17 protein-coding genes are annotated in these 16,528 nt (G+C 73.6%); 6 read left to right on the forward strand and 11 right to left on the reverse strand.

All coding sequences use genetic code 11. The features are described from left to right. Window position 1 precedes the first annotated feature (1 nt). A complete protein-coding gene (locus tag HD597_RS22420; protein ID WP_253744641.1) occupies window positions 2-979 on the reverse strand; it encodes a hypothetical protein in 978 nt (325 codons plus the stop codon). Between the two features lie 313 nt (window positions 980-1,292). Here HD597_RS22420 and HD597_RS22425 point away from each other — a divergent pair, with 313 nt between their 5' ends. Further along, window positions 1,293-2,681 (forward strand): type I glutamate--ammonia ligase, encoded by a 1,389-nt coding sequence (locus tag HD597_RS22425; protein WP_253744642.1) that lies wholly within the window; start codon window positions 1,293-1,295, stop codon window positions 2,679-2,681. Here the strand turns inward: HD597_RS22425 and HD597_RS22430 are convergent. Both HD597_RS22430 and HD597_RS22435 read right to left on the reverse strand, forming a co-directional pair. Continuing rightward, window positions 2,675-3,466, reverse strand: a complete 792-nt coding sequence (locus tag HD597_RS22430) for an SAM-dependent methyltransferase (protein ID WP_253744643.1) — start codon at window positions 3,464-3,466, stop codon at window positions 2,675-2,677. The genes HD597_RS22425 and HD597_RS22430 overlap by 7 nt on opposite strands. 63 nt (window positions 3,467-3,529) lie before the next feature. Next, complete coding sequence (locus HD597_RS22435; protein ID WP_253744644.1) at window positions 3,530-4,408, reverse strand: LysR family transcriptional regulator; 879 nt, start codon at window positions 4,406-4,408, stop codon at window positions 3,530-3,532. Window positions 4,409-4,506: 98 nt separating this feature from the next. On the opposite strand from HD597_RS22435, the gene HD597_RS22440 reads away from it, so the two are divergent. The 3 genes from HD597_RS22440 to HD597_RS22450 all read left to right on the forward strand — a co-directional run bounded on the left by HD597_RS22440 (window position 4,507) and on the right by HD597_RS22450 (window position 8,040). Then, the gene (locus HD597_RS22440) at window positions 4,507-5,301 is read left to right on the forward strand and encodes an arginase family protein (protein WP_253744645.1); all 795 of its coding nucleotides are present in this window, start codon (window positions 4,507-4,509) and stop codon (window positions 5,299-5,301) included. A 42-nt stretch (window positions 5,302-5,343) separates the two neighbouring features. Continuing rightward, the gene (locus HD597_RS22445; protein WP_253744646.1) at window positions 5,344-6,804 is read left to right on the forward strand and encodes an FAD-dependent monooxygenase; all 1,461 of its coding nucleotides are present in this window, start codon (window positions 5,344-5,346) and stop codon (window positions 6,802-6,804) included. Window positions 6,805-7,209: 405 nt separating this feature from the next. After that, window positions 7,210-8,040 (forward strand): hypothetical protein, encoded by an 831-nt coding sequence (locus tag HD597_RS22450; RefSeq protein ID WP_253744647.1) that lies wholly within the window; start codon window positions 7,210-7,212, stop codon window positions 8,038-8,040. Window positions 8,041-8,121: 81 nt separating this feature from the next. On the opposite strand, the gene HD597_RS22455 is transcribed toward HD597_RS22450, so the two are convergent. Beyond that, complete coding sequence (locus HD597_RS22455; RefSeq protein ID WP_253744648.1) at window positions 8,122-8,466, reverse strand: STAS domain-containing protein; 345 nt, start codon at window positions 8,464-8,466, stop codon at window positions 8,122-8,124. 155 nt (window positions 8,467-8,621) lie between these two features. On the opposite strand from HD597_RS22455, the gene HD597_RS22460 reads away from it, so the two are divergent. After that, the gene (locus HD597_RS22460; protein WP_253744649.1) at window positions 8,622-9,053 is read left to right on the forward strand and encodes an archease; all 432 of its coding nucleotides are present in this window, start codon (window positions 8,622-8,624) and stop codon (window positions 9,051-9,053) included. A gap of 80 nt (window positions 9,054-9,133) precedes the next feature. On the opposite strand, the gene HD597_RS22465 is transcribed toward HD597_RS22460, so the two are convergent. From HD597_RS22465 to HD597_RS22485, 5 genes are all read right to left on the reverse strand, one after another. Further along, the gene (locus HD597_RS22465) at window positions 9,134-10,558 is read right to left on the reverse strand and encodes an RtcB family protein (protein WP_253744650.1); all 1,425 of its coding nucleotides are present in this window, start codon (window positions 10,556-10,558) and stop codon (window positions 9,134-9,136) included. Window positions 10,559-10,816: 258 nt separating this feature from the next. Next, entirely contained in the window at window positions 10,817-11,665 is an 849-nt protein-coding gene (locus HD597_RS22470; protein WP_253744651.1) for an aminoglycoside phosphotransferase/kinase family protein, read from the reverse strand. A 6-nt stretch (window positions 11,666-11,671) separates the two neighbouring features. Continuing rightward, window positions 11,672-12,466: an SGNH/GDSL hydrolase family protein gene (locus HD597_RS22475; RefSeq protein ID WP_253744652.1), complete on the reverse strand. Its 795-nt coding sequence runs from the start codon at window positions 12,464-12,466 to the stop codon at window positions 11,672-11,674. Next, a complete protein-coding gene (locus HD597_RS22480; protein ID WP_253744653.1) occupies window positions 12,466-13,029 on the reverse strand; it encodes a PadR family transcriptional regulator in 564 nt (187 codons plus the stop codon). The genes HD597_RS22475 and HD597_RS22480 overlap by 1 nt, the downstream gene beginning before the upstream one ends. Before the next feature lie 309 nt (window positions 13,030-13,338). Further along, entirely contained in the window at window positions 13,339-13,791 is a 453-nt protein-coding gene (locus tag HD597_RS22485; RefSeq protein ID WP_253744654.1) for a MarR family winged helix-turn-helix transcriptional regulator, read from the reverse strand. 90 nt (window positions 13,792-13,881) lie between these two features. On the opposite strand from HD597_RS22485, the gene HD597_RS22490 reads away from it, so the two are divergent. Next, window positions 13,882-14,061, forward strand: coding sequence for a hypothetical protein (locus tag HD597_RS22490; protein WP_168019878.1), 180 nt, complete (start codon window positions 13,882-13,884; stop codon window positions 14,059-14,061). 18 nt (window positions 14,062-14,079) lie between these two features. On the opposite strand, the gene HD597_RS22495 is transcribed toward HD597_RS22490, so the two are convergent. After that, window positions 14,080-14,871, reverse strand: a complete 792-nt coding sequence (locus HD597_RS22495) for a class I SAM-dependent DNA methyltransferase (protein WP_253744655.1) — start codon at window positions 14,869-14,871, stop codon at window positions 14,080-14,082. A 40-nt stretch (window positions 14,872-14,911) separates the two neighbouring features. After that, window positions 14,912-16,501, reverse strand: coding sequence for a CBM35 domain-containing protein (locus tag HD597_RS65910; protein WP_253744656.1), 1,590 nt, complete (start codon window positions 16,499-16,501; stop codon window positions 14,912-14,914). Window positions 16,502-16,528 lie beyond the last annotated feature (27 nt).

Here is a 16,528-nt window from a genome sequence, read left to right on the forward strand (position 1 = left end):
ATTATGGTCGGCGCGCCCGAGCGAGGCTCCGGCGCCGGGCCAGGTACGCCAGCGCGGCCACCGCCAGGGCCGCACCCCACAGCGGCCACAACATCTCCGGCAGCCAGGCGCCCAGTTCCTCACCCGCTCCCGGCGGGCCGATCCGCTCGCCGGTGAGCTTCTTGCGCACGTACATCAGCCCGGCGGAGGTGATGGGCAGAGCCACGGCCAGAGCCGCGCCGGCCGGGAACCGCGCCGGAATCGGCCGCCCACCCAGGAACGGCACCCAGCGCGGCCAGATCTCACCCCACGGCCGCACCAGGCCGACGGTCAGGACCGCGCCGACGAGGCCGAGCGCGCTCAGGCCCGCGCCGATCGGGGTGATCCCGGCGATGCAGGCCAGGAACCGGTCGCTGATGCCGACGGGCACGCCCAGGAGCCAGCCGATGCGGGTGACGGCGTAGACGACGGGGACGGCGACCGCGACGGCCGTCGCGTACCGCCCGACCCGCAACGCGCCGGCGGCGCTGCCGGACCCTCCGTACGCTCCGACCAGCGGGCGCATCCCCACGACCATCAGGCTGACACCGGCCGCCATCAGGATGAGCAGGTTGACGCTCGGCCACGTCAGCATGGTCGCGATCATCGAGAACTCGATCCGGCCGGCGAGCGCGGCGACCACCATCACCGGCAGATACCCGGCGCTCATCATGATGCGCACGTCCGGCAGGAGCACCGCCAGGCCGACACCGGTCACGACGGCCACGACGGCGGGGGCCCGGCCGAGCGGCCCTCTGGCGGCCAGCACCGCGACGACGCCTGCCACCAGCGCCGACGTCGCCAGCACACCCCCGCCGGCCGCCGCCGGAAGAGGGTCGAGCAACGTGCTGCCCGGACCCGCGCGACCGGCGTCGAACGGATACCCGGGCCCTCCGAGAGCCCAGAGCAGGCCGAGGGCCAGATAACCCACCGACCAGACGGCGATGATCAGGACCGGCACGATCGCACGGCGGTTTCCAGGAGGAGAGCTGTTCACCCGGCCCAATCTGCCGCCGCAGCGGTGCCCCGCACATCGTCACCGGGTGCCGGCCGGCTCCTCCGGAGGTCGCGACGACGTCGTCCCAAAGGAGGACCCGCCCCTGCCCGCCACGCGGTCACCAGCCTTCGGCCCGCCCGCCCGAAGGCCTCCGTCTCAAGCCGCGCATCCCCGGACATACCCCCCGACCAGCCAGAACACATGTGCGTGGCACCCTCTCGGCACCCCCCGCCGGGGATAAGGTGCCACGCGGGCCGCACACCAAGAGGGGATGCCGATGCTCGACCACACCACCACCGGCGCACCACAAGCCGACGCCCGGACACTCGACCTCGACCTCGCCGCCGCGGGCGTCGCCGGCGTCATCATCACCTGGGCCGACAACAACGGCATCCCACGCTCACGCACCGTCCCCGTCGAGCAGTTCACCACCGCCATCGAACGCGGCATCGGCATCACCCCCCTCTTCGCCGTCTTCGACTCCCACGACACCATCACCTTCGGCCACCCCCCGCTCGGCACCCCATCAGGCGACATCCGCCTGATCCCCGTCACCGACCGCATCGTCCAGCTCGCCGGGCAGCCCGCCTTCGCCTGGGCCCCCGGCCGCCAGATCGCCCCCGACGGCTCCCCCTGGCCCTACGACCAGCGCACCGCCCTCGAACGCCAGGTCACCCGCGCCGCCGACCTCGGCATCGGCATCCGCGCCGGCTACGAGATCGAATTCCACCTCAGCCCGGCCGACGACACCGGCGACGACCCCCGCCCCGTCTACGACGGCCCCTCCTACGGCCCCACCAAGATGCTCGCCGTGGACGCCTTCGCCGAACGACTGCTGCGCGACCTCAACCGCAACGGCGTCCCCATCGGCCAGCTCCACGGCGAGTACGGCCCCGGCCAGTACGAGCTCAACATCGCCCCCGCCGACCCCGTCACCGCCGCCGACCGCCAGCTCCTCACCCGCCAGACCATCCACGCCGCCGCCCGCGACCACGGGCTGCGCGCCAGCTTCGCCCCCCTCGTCACCCCTGGCCACGTCGGCAACGGCTGGCACCTGCACACCTCGCCCTCCCGCGCCGGCGCCAACCTCCTGTCCGGCGGGCACGGCCCCGCGGGCATCACCGCGGAGGGCGCCGCCTACCTCGCCGGCCTCCTGCGCGACCTGCCCGCCATCGTCGCCGTCACCGCCCCCAGCCTCTCCTCCCTGCAACGCCTGCGCCCCGGATACTGGTCCGGCGCCTACACCTGCTGGGGCGTGGAGAACCGCGAGGCCGCGCTCCGGCTCGTCCCCACCACCCCGCTCCTCGGCCCCGACCACGCCAACGTCGAGCTCAAGCCCTCCGACGCCTCCGCCAACCCCTACCTCGCCCTCACCGCCGTCATCGCCGCCGGCCTCGCCGGCATCGAAGACGGCCTCACACCTCCCGGCCCCATCCAGGAGGACCCCGCCACCTGGACCGACCGGCAGCGCGCCGAGCACGGCGTCCACCGCCTGCCCACCACCGTCGAGCAGCAGCTCCAAGCCCTGCTCGACAACCCGCGCATCCGCACCGCGCTCGGCGAGGAGATCACCGGCGCCTTCCGCGCCGTACGCGTCTCCGACGCCGGCCGCGCCACCGACCTCGACCCGGCCGACATCATCCGCGCCTACCGCTGGCTCTACTGACCGGCCTTACGCCCGACCCCGCACATCGCGCTCACCACCCCCGACGCCTGCTGCGGCGGCCCCGGCCGCCACAGCGGCGTCGACACCACCCCCGGCGGCACCAGCTCCAAACCCTCGAAGAACCCCGCCACCTCCCCGGGGCTGCGCAACGTATAGGGGAAGGCGGCCCGCTGGTTGTAGGCAGTCACCGCCTCCACCAACGCCGGATTCACCGCCACCCCGTCCGACAACGCCAGGAAACTCCCCGGCGGCAACGCCGCCACGAACCGCCGCACCAGCCCCGACGCGACGTCGTACGACGGCACCTGCCCCGCGATGCTCAGCATGATCAGACCGATCGGCCGGGAGAAATCCAGCGTCCTGCCCGCCCCCGCCACGATGGCGTCGGGATCACGCACGTCGGCGTCCAGGTAGTCCGTCACCCCCGCCGCGGACCCGCGCAGCAACGACCGCGCGTGCACCAGCACCAGCGGATCGTTGTCGACGTAGACCACCCGCGACTCCGGCGCCAGCCGCTGAGCCACCTCATGCGTGTTGTCGGCCGTCGGCAGGCCCGCACCGACGTCCAGGAACTGCCTGACCCCCATCTCGGTGACGAGAAAGCCCACCACCCGCCGCAGGAATGCCCGCTGCAACCGCGCCACCTGCGCGAAGTCGGGGAACATGCGCAGCAGGGCGTCGCCCGCCTCGCGGTCCACGGCGTAGTTGTCGGTGCCGCCGAGCAGGTAGTTCCAGACCCGGGCCGAATGTGGTCTCGTCTCGTCGATGCGGGGGGTGCGATCCATGACAGGAACCCTTCTTCTGACGCTGTGTCATCATCACCAGCCGAGCGCCTTTACAGTGTAGATTCACGCGACGAGCAGGTCGAGGATCGCGGCGACGGCGGGGGTCGCGGTCCGGATCAGGGCGTAGCTGGTACGGGTGATCCCGATCGTGGAGATCGGGCGCAGCACGACGCCGGCGGGCACGCCGACGGCGGTGGCGACCGATTCGGGGACGAACGCCGCTCCCAGCCCTTCCCGCACCATGCGCAGCACGAGCGCGTAGTCGTCGGCCGTGTGGACGACGTTCGGCCGGAAGCCCGCCAGGGCGCAGGCGCGGTCGAGCATCTCGTGGTCGCTGGTCCCCTGCGAGCCGGCGATCCACGGCTCCTGGCGCAGCGCCCGCAGATCCACCGCGCCGGACGCCGCCGGGTGATCGGCGCGCAGGGCCGTCAGCATCGGCTCGACGCCCAGGAACCGGCGCGTGACTCCCGGGCCGGGCTCCTCGGGGATGAGGCTGTAGGTGAACGCGACCGCCACGTCGCACCTGCCCGCCCGCAGCGCCTCGACGGCCTCGCGCGGTTCGAGCTCATGGACGATCACGTGCAGGCCGGGATGGCGGCTCCGGGCCGTGGCGATCGCGGGCAGGAGACGGGCGACGGCCGCCGTGGCGAAACACGCCACCCTGACCGGCCCTCTCGGGGTCGAGGCCGAGCGGAGGTCCTCCTCGGCGGCCTCCAGCGCGTCCAGGACGACATGCGCGTGCCGGACGAGCCGCTGCCCCTCGGCGGTCAGCCGGACCCGCCGGCCCGCCCGCTCGAACAGCGGCACCCCCGCCTCCCGCTCCAGGGCGGCGAGCTGCTGGGAGACGGCGGACGAGGTCAGGCCGCCCAGCTCGGCGACGGCCGTCATCGTGCCGTGCTCGGCGAACTCACGCAACAGGCGCAACCTGACCGGATTTAACATCAAGCACATCTTATAGATCAGTGCAGAAATACTAAGTGGACGTTGCCGATCCCGCACGGCGACACTGTCGCTCCACCCCGTCTCAGGAGGAGAGCGACATGCTGACCGTCGTCGAGGTCCCGCAGTGGCAGGGATCGTTGTCACCCACCGCGCCCAGGCTGGTCGAGGGCGCCGCCAGGCTGGCCGCCATGATCCCCGGAGCGGCCGCGCACGTGCGGGTCGAGACCGGCACGACCCTGGCCGAGACCGCCGGCCGGGCGCGGCAGGCGCTTCCCCGCGACGGGTTCACCGTCACCGTCGGCGGCGACTGCGGTGTCGAGCTCGAACCGGTCACGGCCGCGCTGCGCCGGCACGGCGACCGCCTGCGCGTCGCCTGGTTCGACGCCCACGGCGACCTGAACACGCCCGGCACGTCCCCCTCGGGCGCCTTCCACGGCATGATCCTGCGCACCCTTCAGGGCGACGGCCCGCCCGATCTCGTCCGCTCCCCCGCGCTGCACCCCCGCCAGGTCGCCCTGGCGGGCACCCGCTCCCTGGACCCGGCCGAGGCCGACTACATCCGCCAGGCCGGCATCGGCGGTCTGGACACCATCGGCGCCGACGCCGTCGTCTACGTGCACGTGGACTTCGACGTCCTGGACGGCATCACCTCGGTCGGCTACCCCGAGCCCGGCGGCCTGCCGGCGCAGGCGCTCATCGACGCGGTCGCCGGGCTCGCCGCCCGGCACGAGATCGCCGGGCTGGGCATCACCGAGTACGCGCCCGCGGACCCGCGCGACGAGGAGCTCCTGCGGGGCCTGGTCCCGGAGCTCGTACGCCTGTGCGCGGCCTCGCATCCCCAGCCTGCCAACGATCGTTTGCCAACAGCCGTTGACACCCCGCTTCAACGGTGATTGAGTTGTGCCAACAAGCGTTGACCAGAAGGGAAGGGCGAGATGTCCGAGGTGATCGTGGTCGGGGCGGGGCCGACCGGGTTGTTGCTGGCCGGGGATCTGGCGGAGTCGGGGGTGGCGGTCACGGTGCTGGAGCGCCGTGAGGGCGGGGTGTCGAATCTGTCGCGGGCGTTCGGGGTGCACGCGCGGACGCTGGAGCAGCTGGACGCGCGGGGGCTGGCCGATCGGCTGGTGCCGATGGGGGCGGTGTTGCGGAAGGTGCGGTTGTTCGAGCGGGTGGAGGTGGATCTGGGGGCGTTGCCGAGCCGGTTTCCGTTCCTGTTGATCACGCCGCAGTACAACGTGGAGCGGCTGCTGCTGGAGCGGGCGCTGGCGGCGGGGGTGGAGATCGTGTACGGGGCCGGGGTGCGGGCGGTGACCCAGGACGCGGCCGGGGTGAGCGTCGCCACCGGGGCGGGGGAGTTCCGGGCCGGGTTCGTGGTGGGCTGTGACGGCTACCGCAGCGTGGTGCGGCAGGCGCTGGGGCTGCCGTTCCCGGGCAAGTCGGTGCTGAAGTCGATCATGCTGGGGGATGTGCGGGTGGCCGAGCCGCCGGCCGGGCTGCTGACCGTCAACGGGGTGGGGGACGCCTTCGCGTTCATCGCGCCGTTCGGTGACGGCTTCTACCGCGTCTTCGCCTGGGACCGGCGCCGCTCGGTGCCCGATGACGTGCCGCTGGAGCTGGCGGAACTGCGGGAGGTGACCCGGCGGGCGCTGGGCAGCGACTTCGGCATGCACGAGCCGCGCTGGCTGTCGCGTTTCCACAGCGACGAGCGGCAGGTGCCGCACTACCGGATCGGGCGGGTGTTCCTGGCCGGGGACGCCGCGCACGTGCACTCCCCGGCCGGTGGGCAGGGCATGAACACCGGCCTGCAGGACGCGGCGAACCTGAGCTGGCGGCTGGCCGCCGTGGTACGCGGCGGCGCGCCACAGCAACTGCTGGACGGCTACCACCGCGAACGCCACCCCATCGGCCGGTCGGTGCTGCGCAGCAGCGGCGCCATCATCCGCGCCGCGATGATCGAATCAGCCGCCGGGCGGGCCCTGCGCGGCTTCGCCGCCCGCCGCGCGCTGTCCCTGCCCGCCATCCGCGAGAAGATCACCGGGCAGCTCAGCGGCATCGGCTACCACTACCCCGCCCCGCACGGCGCCCCCGGCCAGACCGGCACCCGCGCCGCCGACCAGCCCCTGACCGGCGGCAGCCGCCTGTACGAAGCACTCCGCCACCGCCGCTTCGTCCTCATCACCGACCCGACCGGCCACCCCCACCCGACCGGCCACCCCGACCTGAGCGGCTGGCACGACCGCGTCCACACCGCCACCCCCGCCATCCCCGCCACCCACGGCGGCCCGCTGACGCTCATCCGCCCCGACGGCTACATCGCCTGGACCGGCACCGACACCACCGGCCTGCACCAGGTCCTGACCGAGCTCGCCGGGCCGCCTGCCGGGGCCCGCCCGTGATCCGTTAGCCCGGCGGCACAGGGGTACGTCGTCAGTCCCCCGCCGCACGCCACGCGCCTGTGCCTGCCGGTTCTGGCCAGGGGCGGGCGGCTGCTGCTGTGCGAGTCCAAGGAGCGGTTGCCGGAGCCGGAGCACGCCGGACGCCACTAACCGGACGACTACGGTGAAACCGGTGGGAACCCACCGAGTCCGTACGACGTCCAACCAGAGCTAGCGTTCGCGCCGGGCACCCGCGCCACCCCGTGGCGGTGCCGGCGCCGTGGTCCGACCTGTTCGCCTTCGACTAACGACGCCAGTCAGCTCCCCGCCCTCCGCGCCGCGCGGCGATATGTGCATGCGTCCGCCCGGAGGGCAGTTGTCCCCGATCCGATCCCACCGACCCCCGTGGAGGACCAGGTGACGCCCATGAGTTCCGGCCGACCGTATGAGGAACGTCCCCGCCGCAGGCGGATCCCCCGGCACCTGCTGAAGATCGCCACCATCGCGATCGTCGCCACCGGCGGCGTAGGAGTGACCGTCTCGGCCTCGGCCGCCACGCCGCCGGCCACCGAAGCCCCCACTGCCACCCCCACGCCGCCGGCCACCGAAACCCCCGCCCCCACCCCGACCGAAACCCTCACCCCCGCTCCCACCCAGACGCCGACGGCCACGCCCACGCCGGCCGAGCTGCCGCCCATCAACCCGTGGGGGTTCGTCGGGACGATGCACGGCGAGTTCTCCGTGGCGACCAAGGACGGGTGCGGCACCGTCACGCTGCTCACCCAGACCGGGCAGGTGACCGCGCTGGCGGACGGCTCCATCACGGTGCGCAGCCAGGACGGCTTCGAGCAGACGTACACGATCGACGAGTCCACGCGCCAGCCCCGGCTGCGGGTCCGCGACGGCGAGGAGCGGCAGCTCCAGCAGGACGGCTGGGTGTCGGTGACCGCCACCACGGACGGGCAGACGGCCCGGGCGGCCTACGTCCTGGACCTCTCGCAGCCCATGAGGCTCCACCCGCGGGACAAGAGCGGCTGGAGGCGGGCCAAGCAGTGGTGGGCGATCGTGCCGAACTGGCAGACCCCGACGCCGTGCCCCACCCCGACCCAGACGGTCACGCCGCTGCCCACGGACACCCCCACGGGCACCGCCACGGCCGTCCCGACGGAGACTTCCACCGAGACTCCCACCGGGACGCCCACGGAGACGCCGACCGAGACGCCGACCGAGACGCCGACACCGACGCCCACCTCCTGAGCTGATCCGCGGCCTGGTTCCCGGGCGGTCGCCCTCGCACAGCGCTCGACGCTGCAGGAGCCGGCCGCCCGAGGCCGCGGGTCAGAGCGCGCGGAGCTCGGCGACGGCCTCCTGCAGCGTCGAGCGCAGATCGAGGACCCGGTCCAGGCCGCGCTGCCGGAACACCGCCCGCATCAGGTCACCGAGCTCGCACACCAGCGCCCGGCCCCCAGCCGCCCGCGCGTGGTGGTGCATGGCGAGCAGCACGGTCAGGCCGTAGGAGTCGGCCGAGGTCAGGGCGCCGAGGTCGATCGCGACCCGCGGCAGCGCCCGGGCCAGCGCGGCCTGCAGCAGGGGGCAGGTGTCCATGTCGAGCTCGCCGCTGACGGTGACCACGGTGACGAGCGAGTCGAGCTCGACCTCGGTGATCCGCAGGCGCTCCGTCATGGGGCGCCTCGCCGGCGGGCCTCCGTCAACCAGGTGATCATCACGACGACTCTATCCGGATCCCGGTCCTCGCCTGTCCCCGGTTGGCGTACATGCTGCCGTTTCTTGACGCGGGCACGCTTTGCGGGCGGGCCCGTCGCTGGTGGAGTGGCAGCATGAGCAGAGGTCACCGCACGGTTCCGCACACCGCCGACATCGCGCTGGAGGCATGGGCGGGCGCGCGCGAGGAATGCCTGGCCGAGGCGGCACGGGCCTTGGTGGAGAGCTTCGCCGACCTCGGCACGGCTCCCGCGCCGGACGGCGGGGTCGACTTCTCCACCACCGGTCACACCGCCTCGGGCGGCGATCAGGAGGGCGGCGCCGGGCTGCTGATCGCGCTGCTGGAAGAGGTGATCTACCAGGTGGAGGTGCACGGCCGCGTGGTCGTGGACGTCCGGCCAGGACAGGACGGCGGCCTGCGGCTGGCCACCGTCCCCGCCGAGGCGGTCGAGCAGGTCGGCGCGATGCCGAAGGCGGTCACCACGCACGGCGTGCGATTCGGCCGGGAGGACGGCGAGTGGCGGGCGCGGGCGGTGATCGACGTCTGAGCCTCCGGAACGCCCGCCCCGCCCACTCCGGCCCTGTCACCGCCTGGACACACGCCCCGCCCTGTCGCCACGCGGACGGCCTATCCCTTGACCACCCCGACCGGCGCGAGCTTGGCGACCTTCCTGGCCAGCCCCGCCAGATGGCACGCCGTCACCACCGCGTCCACGTCCTTGTACGCGTGCGGCGTCTCCTCCGCCAGCCCCCGCGCCGACGCGCCCCGCACAGCGACCCCCGCCTCCTCCAGCTCCGCCCGCAACCTGGCCGCCGACGTGCTCCTGAGCGCCTGGTGACGGCTCAGCCGCCGCCCCGCCCCATGGCAGGCCGACGCGAACGCGGGCGCCTCCGGTGTTCCGGCCAGCACGTACGAGCCCACCCCCATCGAGCCGGGCACCAGCACCGGCTGCCCCACCGCCCGCAGATCCGCCGGCAGGTCCTCGTGACCGGGCGGAAGGGCCAGGGTGGCGCCCTTGCGGTGCACGCACAGCCGCCGCGCCCGGCCTTCGACCTGGTGCGTCTCCAGCTTGGCCAGGTTGTGCGAGACGTCGTACAGCAGGCTCAGCCCGCCGTCCCCGGTGGCCCGTTCGAAGGCGCGGCGGGCGGCCTGGCCGAGGAGCTGCCGGTTGGCCCGGCCGTAGTTCGCGGCGGCCGCCATCGCCGACAGGTACGCCTGCCCCTCCGGCGAGGTGACCGGCGCGCACGCGAGCTGCCGGTCGGGGACGCTGATGCCGTACCTGGCCATGGCCGCCTCCATGGCGCGCACCGAGTCGGTGCACACCTGGTGGCCCAGGCCGCGGGAGCCGGTGTGGATGAGCACGCAGACGCGTCCCGGCCACAGCCCGTACGCCGCCGCGATCTCCTCGTCGTACACCTCGGAGACCGCCTCCACCTCCAGGAAGTGGTTGCCGGAGCCGAGGCTGCCGACCTGCGCCAGCCCGCGTTCCCTGGCGCGGGCGCCGATCGCGGCCGGGTCGGCGTCGGCCACGGCGCCGCCGTCCTCGCAGCGCTCCAGGTCGGCGGGCTCGCCGTGGCCGCGCTCCACCGCGTACCTGGCGCCGCCGGCCAGGATCTCCTCCAGCTCGGCCTGGCCGCGCAGGTGCCACACCGCGCCCTTGCTCATGCCGCGCGGGATCACCGCGTCGAGCGCGTCCATGACGGCGTCCAGCCGCGGGCGCAGCTCGTCGAGGTGCAGGCCGGACAGCAGCAGCCGCACGCCGCACGAGATGTCGAACCCCACCCCGCCCGGCGAGACCACCCCGTCGCGCTCCACGTCGGTGGCCGCCACCCCGCCGATCGGAAAGCCGTAGCCCCAGTGCATGTCGGGCATCGCGTACGAGGCCTCGACGATCCCCGGCAGTGTGGCCACCGCCGCCACCTGCCCCAGCGCCTGGTCGGCCGAGGGGTCGGGCAGCAGGTCGGCCGTGGCGAACACCACGCCGGGCACCCGCATCGGCTCCTCGGCGTCGATCCGCCAGCGATACGGGGTCTCCTCGACCAGCCTCGTCATCGTGCCCCCTCCCCTCCCCCGGCCTTACCCCGCGGCACCCTCCGCATGCCCGCGATGCCGCATGATGGCCGGATGGTACGCATCGAGACGCCGTGGGGCCCCTGGGACGCCGCCCCGCTCGGCGAGGTCGTCGCGCTGCTGGCCGGGCTGGCGGCGCCGTGGTGGGTGGGCGGCGGGTACGCGATCGAGCTGGCCGTGGGCCACGCCTGCACCGCCAGGCCGGCGCGGCGCGATCGGGGCGGCGCGCTCAGGGTGTGGTCAGGGCGCGGTCAGGGCCGCGTCGATGTCGGCTCCGTGCCGCTCCAGCCACGCCTCGCGCCGCTTGATCCTGTCCCCCACGCCTTCCTCCCACATGCGCGCCCACCCGCCGCCCAGTTCCTCGGCGTTCCGCCTCATCAGGAACCACGACCGCCGCGTCCGCATCACGGCCACCTCGACCAGCCGCGACCGGTCGAGGCCCGGCATGCCGTACGCGTCGGCGAGGATCCGGCAGCGGCGCGGCACGTCCGCCTCCCGCAGCGGCCGATCGGCGTCCACCGGGTCGCCGAGCGGCGCCCAGTACAACATCGCGTTGAACAGCTCGTCCACTCTGGTGACGGGCCTGGCGATGTCGAAGTCGATCAGCGCCGCCGCCTCCCCGTCCCGGAAGACGATGTTGTCCGGCGTGTAGTCCATGTGCCCGACCAGCTCCACCGCGTACGGCGGCTCGGGCGGCAGGCCCGGCGGGTCCGCCAGCCCGAGCCCGGGCTCGACCCCGTCGGGCACGGCGAAGCCCGCGACGGCCTCGTGGTAGGCGCGCACGAGCCGCCCCACCGACGCCAGCCGCCCCTCGTCGGCGAGCCACGACGGCCGCGGCCTCCCGGCCACCTCGCCGGGCACGAAGCTCAGCACCTCGCGCCCGGCCGCGTCCACGCCGAGGAAGCGCGGAGCCCCGGCGAACCCGGCCTCCTCCAGGTGACGCAGCAACGCGTGCACGAGCGGCGCGTTCGGGCCGATCGTCCGGCGGACCGTGTCGCCGACGCGCACGACTCCCTCGGTGACGTCCCCGCCGGCCAGCGGGATCTCGGGATGGGACTCGGGCGGCTCCGCGTACGTGACGGCGTTCATCTCACCTCAGAAGAGCGTCGGGGAGCCCCCATGATCGCATGGGACGGGAGCGAGCAGCGGGCGCTTGGCCGTCCGCCCGTCCCCCGAGGAGCGCCCGCGCAGCCGCCGGCCGATCCACGGCCCCGCGAACGTCGCCAGCCACCGCGCCTCGGTCGCCGCCGACCGCCACGCCCCCGGCGCGGGCAGCGCCGGCAGCGGTGCCATCCAGGTGTCGTCGCTGCCCGGCAGCCCGAGCGCGTGCGCCACCGCGGCGGCGAACCTGGCGTGTCCCATGGGGCTGGCGTGCAGCCGGTCGCGGCTCCACATGCGCGCGTCGGTCACGTACGCCAGGGGGTAGGTGTCCACCAGCGTCACCCCGTGCCGGGACGCGGCCTCGCGGATGCGCTCGTTGACGTCAAGCACGCGCGGCACCAGCGGGCGGGCCATCGGCGCGATCCTGCCGATGTCGGGGAACGTCACGGTCACCACGTGCGCGCCCGCCCCCACCAGGGCGGCGAACATCTCCTCCAGCTCCCCCGCCACCCGCGCGGCGTCGAAGCCGGGGCGGATCACGTCGTTCATGCCCGCCATGACGGTCGCCAGGTCAGGCCGCAGCTCCAGCGCCGCCGGGAGCTGCTCGTCGCGGATCTGCGCCGCCGTCCGGCCACGCACGGCCAGGTTGGCGTACAGCAGGCCCTGGTCGGCGCGGGCCAGGTGCTCGGCCAGCCGGTCGGCCCATCCGCGATGCCCCAGGACGTCGTCGCCGTCGCCCAGCCCCTCGGTCTGGCTGTCGCCGAGCGCGACGTAGCGCGTGAACGTCATCACACCCTCCTCCCCGCGCGCTCCTCCAGCGTGCGCGCGCTCTGCCGGCACCAGTCACGCATCTCCCGCTCCAGCCGGCAACCGGCCAGGCAGGACAGGTACGGCCCGACCCGCTCACCCGCGCGCAGGAACTCCTCCTCGTCGAGGTCGCCGCGCAGCCGCCGCAGGGTCTGCTCGAAGAAGGCCAGTTTGGCGGCGGCCTCCTCGGCCCGCTCCCGGAGCTGGGCGATCAGCGGGGCCGGGTCCGCCAGATCCGCGGCGTGCACCTTGACGACCAGGTCGTCGCGCAGGAGGAGGGGTTTGGCCGGGGTGGCGGCGAAGGCGGCCAGCTCGTCCAGGCCCGCCCGGGTGACCTGGAACACGCGCTTGTTCGGCCGGCCCCGCTGGACGACCTCGCGCCCCGCCACCAGGCCGTCGGCCTCCAGCTTGGTCAGCTCGGCGTAGAGCTGTTGGGGGGCGGCGTACCAGAAGTTGGAGACACCGACGTCGAAGATCTTCGTGAGCTGGTAGCCGCTGTACTCGCCGTCGAGCAGCGCCGCCAGCACCGCGTGCCGGAGAGCCATCTCCTAGTCATCTTCATTACTAGTCATGCCGATGACTATAGATGGGCGTCCAACCTCCAACAAGGCGCCCGACCACCTTTACGGTGTAGATCAAAAAGTCGCGTCCCAGAAGTGGTACGTCATCCGGACCCCGCCCCTCCGACGTAGAAGAAGCACGACTCACGCGAGGAGACCGAGATGCGCGCCATCCGAACGACGATGCGGCCGAAGCCGGCACGCCCCCGCCCCGGCCTGGATCTACGGACGCCGTCCGGGCGCCGGCTCCCATACTGAGATGCCCGCCTCCGGACCACGGAGGCGGGCGTCACGTCAGCCGGTGGGGCGGGCGGCCGCGATCACGCGCGTCAGCGACTCGTGCAGGCGCTGCAGCTCGTCCAGGCCCATGCCGAGCCGGGCCACGATCGCGGGCGGGATCCTCTCCGCCTGCTCCCGCAGCGCCCGCCCCTCGGGGGTGAGGGTCACGGCCAGCGCGCGTTCGTCCTTGCTGTTGCGCTCGCGCCGGATGTAGCCGAGCGCCTCCAGCCGCTTGAGCAGGGGTGACATGGTGCCGGGGTCGAGCTGGAGCAGCTCCCCCAGCTCCTTGACCGACAGCGGCTCCCGCTCCCAGAGCGCCAGCATCGCCAGGTACTGCGGATGCGTCAGGCCCATGGGCTGCAGCAGCGGCCGGTAGAGGGCGATCACGCTGCGCGAGGCGATGCTGAGGGCGAAGCACACCTGGCGGTCCAGCGCCAGCAGGTCTGTTGCCTCTGTCACAGGCTCCATCGGTGTGCACCTCCATCGTTTGCTGGTAGCTTACTTGGTGTACAAACTATTAGGCCACAAATTGTTGTTCGGCCGGCTGGAGGACTCCCCATGTTTCACCGCAAGCCGCTGGAGGAGCGCATCGCCGAGCGCCAGGCCAAGCTGCCTCCCCTGAAGGAGGGCAAGCACTTCGAGCACGGCCCGGCCAAGTTCGTGTTCGTGTCGTTGCTCGTCGCCGTGGCGCTCATGCACTTCGTCGGGCTGGCCGTCGTCATGCACTTCTACTCCTGACGCCGCCCGCTCCCGGCGTCAGCGGCGGCGGCAGATCATCATCTCCGTGGTGGGGCTCTCCCTCAGCAGGCGGACGAGCCGCCGTTCGAGCGGGTAGAGCAGCGCCCCCGCCAGGCCGCCGGTCCGCTCGCTCAGGGTGACCGCGCGCAGGAAGCCGCCCCACAGCTTCCGCCAGACGGGGTTCGCGTCGACCTGGGCGTTCATGAGGACGAGCATCGGCATCCGGCGCATCACGTCGAACCCGGCCTCGTCGAGCGCCTTGGTGATCCACGGCAGCGTGTGGTTGACCTGGTGGTCGCCGCGCTGCTCCGGCCGCTGCAGGAAGTTCTCCGACAGGACGAAGATCCCGCCGGGGCGCAGCGCCGCGGCCACCGAGCCCAGAGCCGCCCTGTAGCGGGCGTCGTCGGTGATGTGGAAGAGCATGTCCATGGCCGAGACCGCGTCGAACGAGCCCCGCTCCAGCGTGTCACCGGGCTCGGCGATGTCCACCTCGTGGAACTCCACGCCGGAGAAGCGCCCGCGCAGCCGCTCCACCGCCGCCGCCGTGAGGTCGCAGCCCACGATCGACTTGACGCCCAGCCCCTGCCAGCGGCGCACGTAGAAACCCGTCCCCGAGCCGACGTCCAGGACGCGGGCGTCGGGCAGGTGGAGGGGCACGGTGGCGGCCTCGCGGTCGAAGACCTCCGCGCGCACGCGGTACATCCAGGTGTTGAACGCCCGGCCGAGCGCCGCGTAGCCGACCCCGCTCTCGGTCCAGTCGGACTGCAGGCGCCGCTCCCAGAAGCCTTTCAGTTCACCATGCGTCTTCATCCGGCAAGGCTAACCGCAGGGACGGCGGGCCGTCGGCAGGTCAGGCGATCTCGACGTGATCCAGCTCCGCCCAGCGGTTGTGGTGCTGGAACCGCAGCGTGTTCCAGCCTCGGGTCAGCGGCAGGGAGGCCGTCACCTGCCGCCAGACGTCCCAGCCGTGGTGGGGGTAGTCGAGGGTGAACCTGGTGGAGCCGTTGACCGTCACGGTGTGCTGCGCGTCGCCGTATCCGGCGGCGTAGGTCACGTACGCGGTGTAGCGTCCGGCCCTCGGCGCGTACACCCGCAGGTCGACCCGGCTGTCCTCGTGGTCGAGGCCGGCCACGACCGTGCCCTGCGACGCGCCGACCGCGCCCGGGCGCGGGCGCGCCCGGCTGATCTGCCCGGCCTCCGCCTCGTAGCGGGCGCGCGGGGCGGTGCGCCCGTCGCGCTCGGGCGGGGCGTCGAGGGTACGGGTGCCGCGGAAGGTCTCGCCCGCGATGCGGTAACCGTGCGCGGCCTCGCCGCCGGTGTGGCCTGGGCCGACGTCGAAGGTGTCGGTCGTGGTCCAGGCGCCGTCGATCTGCTGCTCGACGACGTAGCCGAACTCGTTGAAGTCCCACTCCGAGGAGACGAACGCGTTGACGACGGTCAGCGAGCCCTGGCCGGCGGTCAGGGACGGCGGGAGGTCGACGTGCTGCTCCGCCCAGCCGTCGAGGCCGTCGGGGAGCGGCTCCCACTGGCCGGCGGGGGCGCCGTTCACGCCGATGGTGGCGCGCTGGCGGGAGATGCGGGCGTCCAGGCGGCGGACCAGCCGTACGGGGCCGCCCGCCGGGTCGATCCGCACCGTGAAGCGGCTCGACCCGCCGGGGCCGAACGCGCGCCCGTCGTCGGTGATCGTGTCCTGCCACAGCCACACGACGGTGCCGACGATCACCGTGGCGGCGGCGCTCGCCAGCGCCACGAGCGGCAGCGCCCGGCGCCGCCTCCGGCCTGCGGCGGGGACGTGTTCCCCTGCCGCGGGCCCGCCCGGCCCCGGCACGACCGGTGGGGCGTGGGAGGGGCGAGCCCGCGCGGCGGGCATGACCGGCTGCGGCGTCACGGGCTCACCCGCCACCTGCGATATCGCCTGACCCACCACCTGACCAGCCACCTGCTGCACCGCCTGGCCCGCCACCTGCGATATCCCTCGGCCCACCGCCCCGCCTGTCGTCCCGTCTGTCGTTCCTACCGACGGCTGCTGGCCGGCCGGCGTTGGGGGCCGGCACTGGGTCGGGACGGCCGGCATGCGTGCGAGCCGTACCCGCTCCCAGGCCCGCTCCCACGCGGGCAGCCGGTGCTCGGGCACCTGGCACGCCCGCACGAACGCCATCATCACCGCCTTGCGCGGAAAGCGCCGCCCCGCCAGCATGTCGGCGCAGGTGGCGCGGGGCAGCCGTGTCCCGCCCGCCCGGTCGGCCCGCGCCTGCAACTCCCGCAGCGACACGTCGGCCCGAGCGAACTGCTCGGCCAGCAGCGCCACCAGTTCCTCATGTGTGCTCACCGACTCCGGCGCGGGCCCGCCGCCGTCCTCCCCCGCCACCGCCGGGAGATCCCTGTCCGGATTCGTGTTCGCCGCCCCCTCGTGCCCCGGCCCGCCCCTGACCTCGCCCACATCGGAAAGTATACGAATCATTACTCA

It is taken from the genome of Nonomuraea thailandensis (genome assembly GCF_024172165.1).
GTDB classification, from domain to species: Bacteria; Actinomycetota; Actinomycetes; order Streptosporangiales; family Streptosporangiaceae; genus Nonomuraea; species Nonomuraea thailandensis.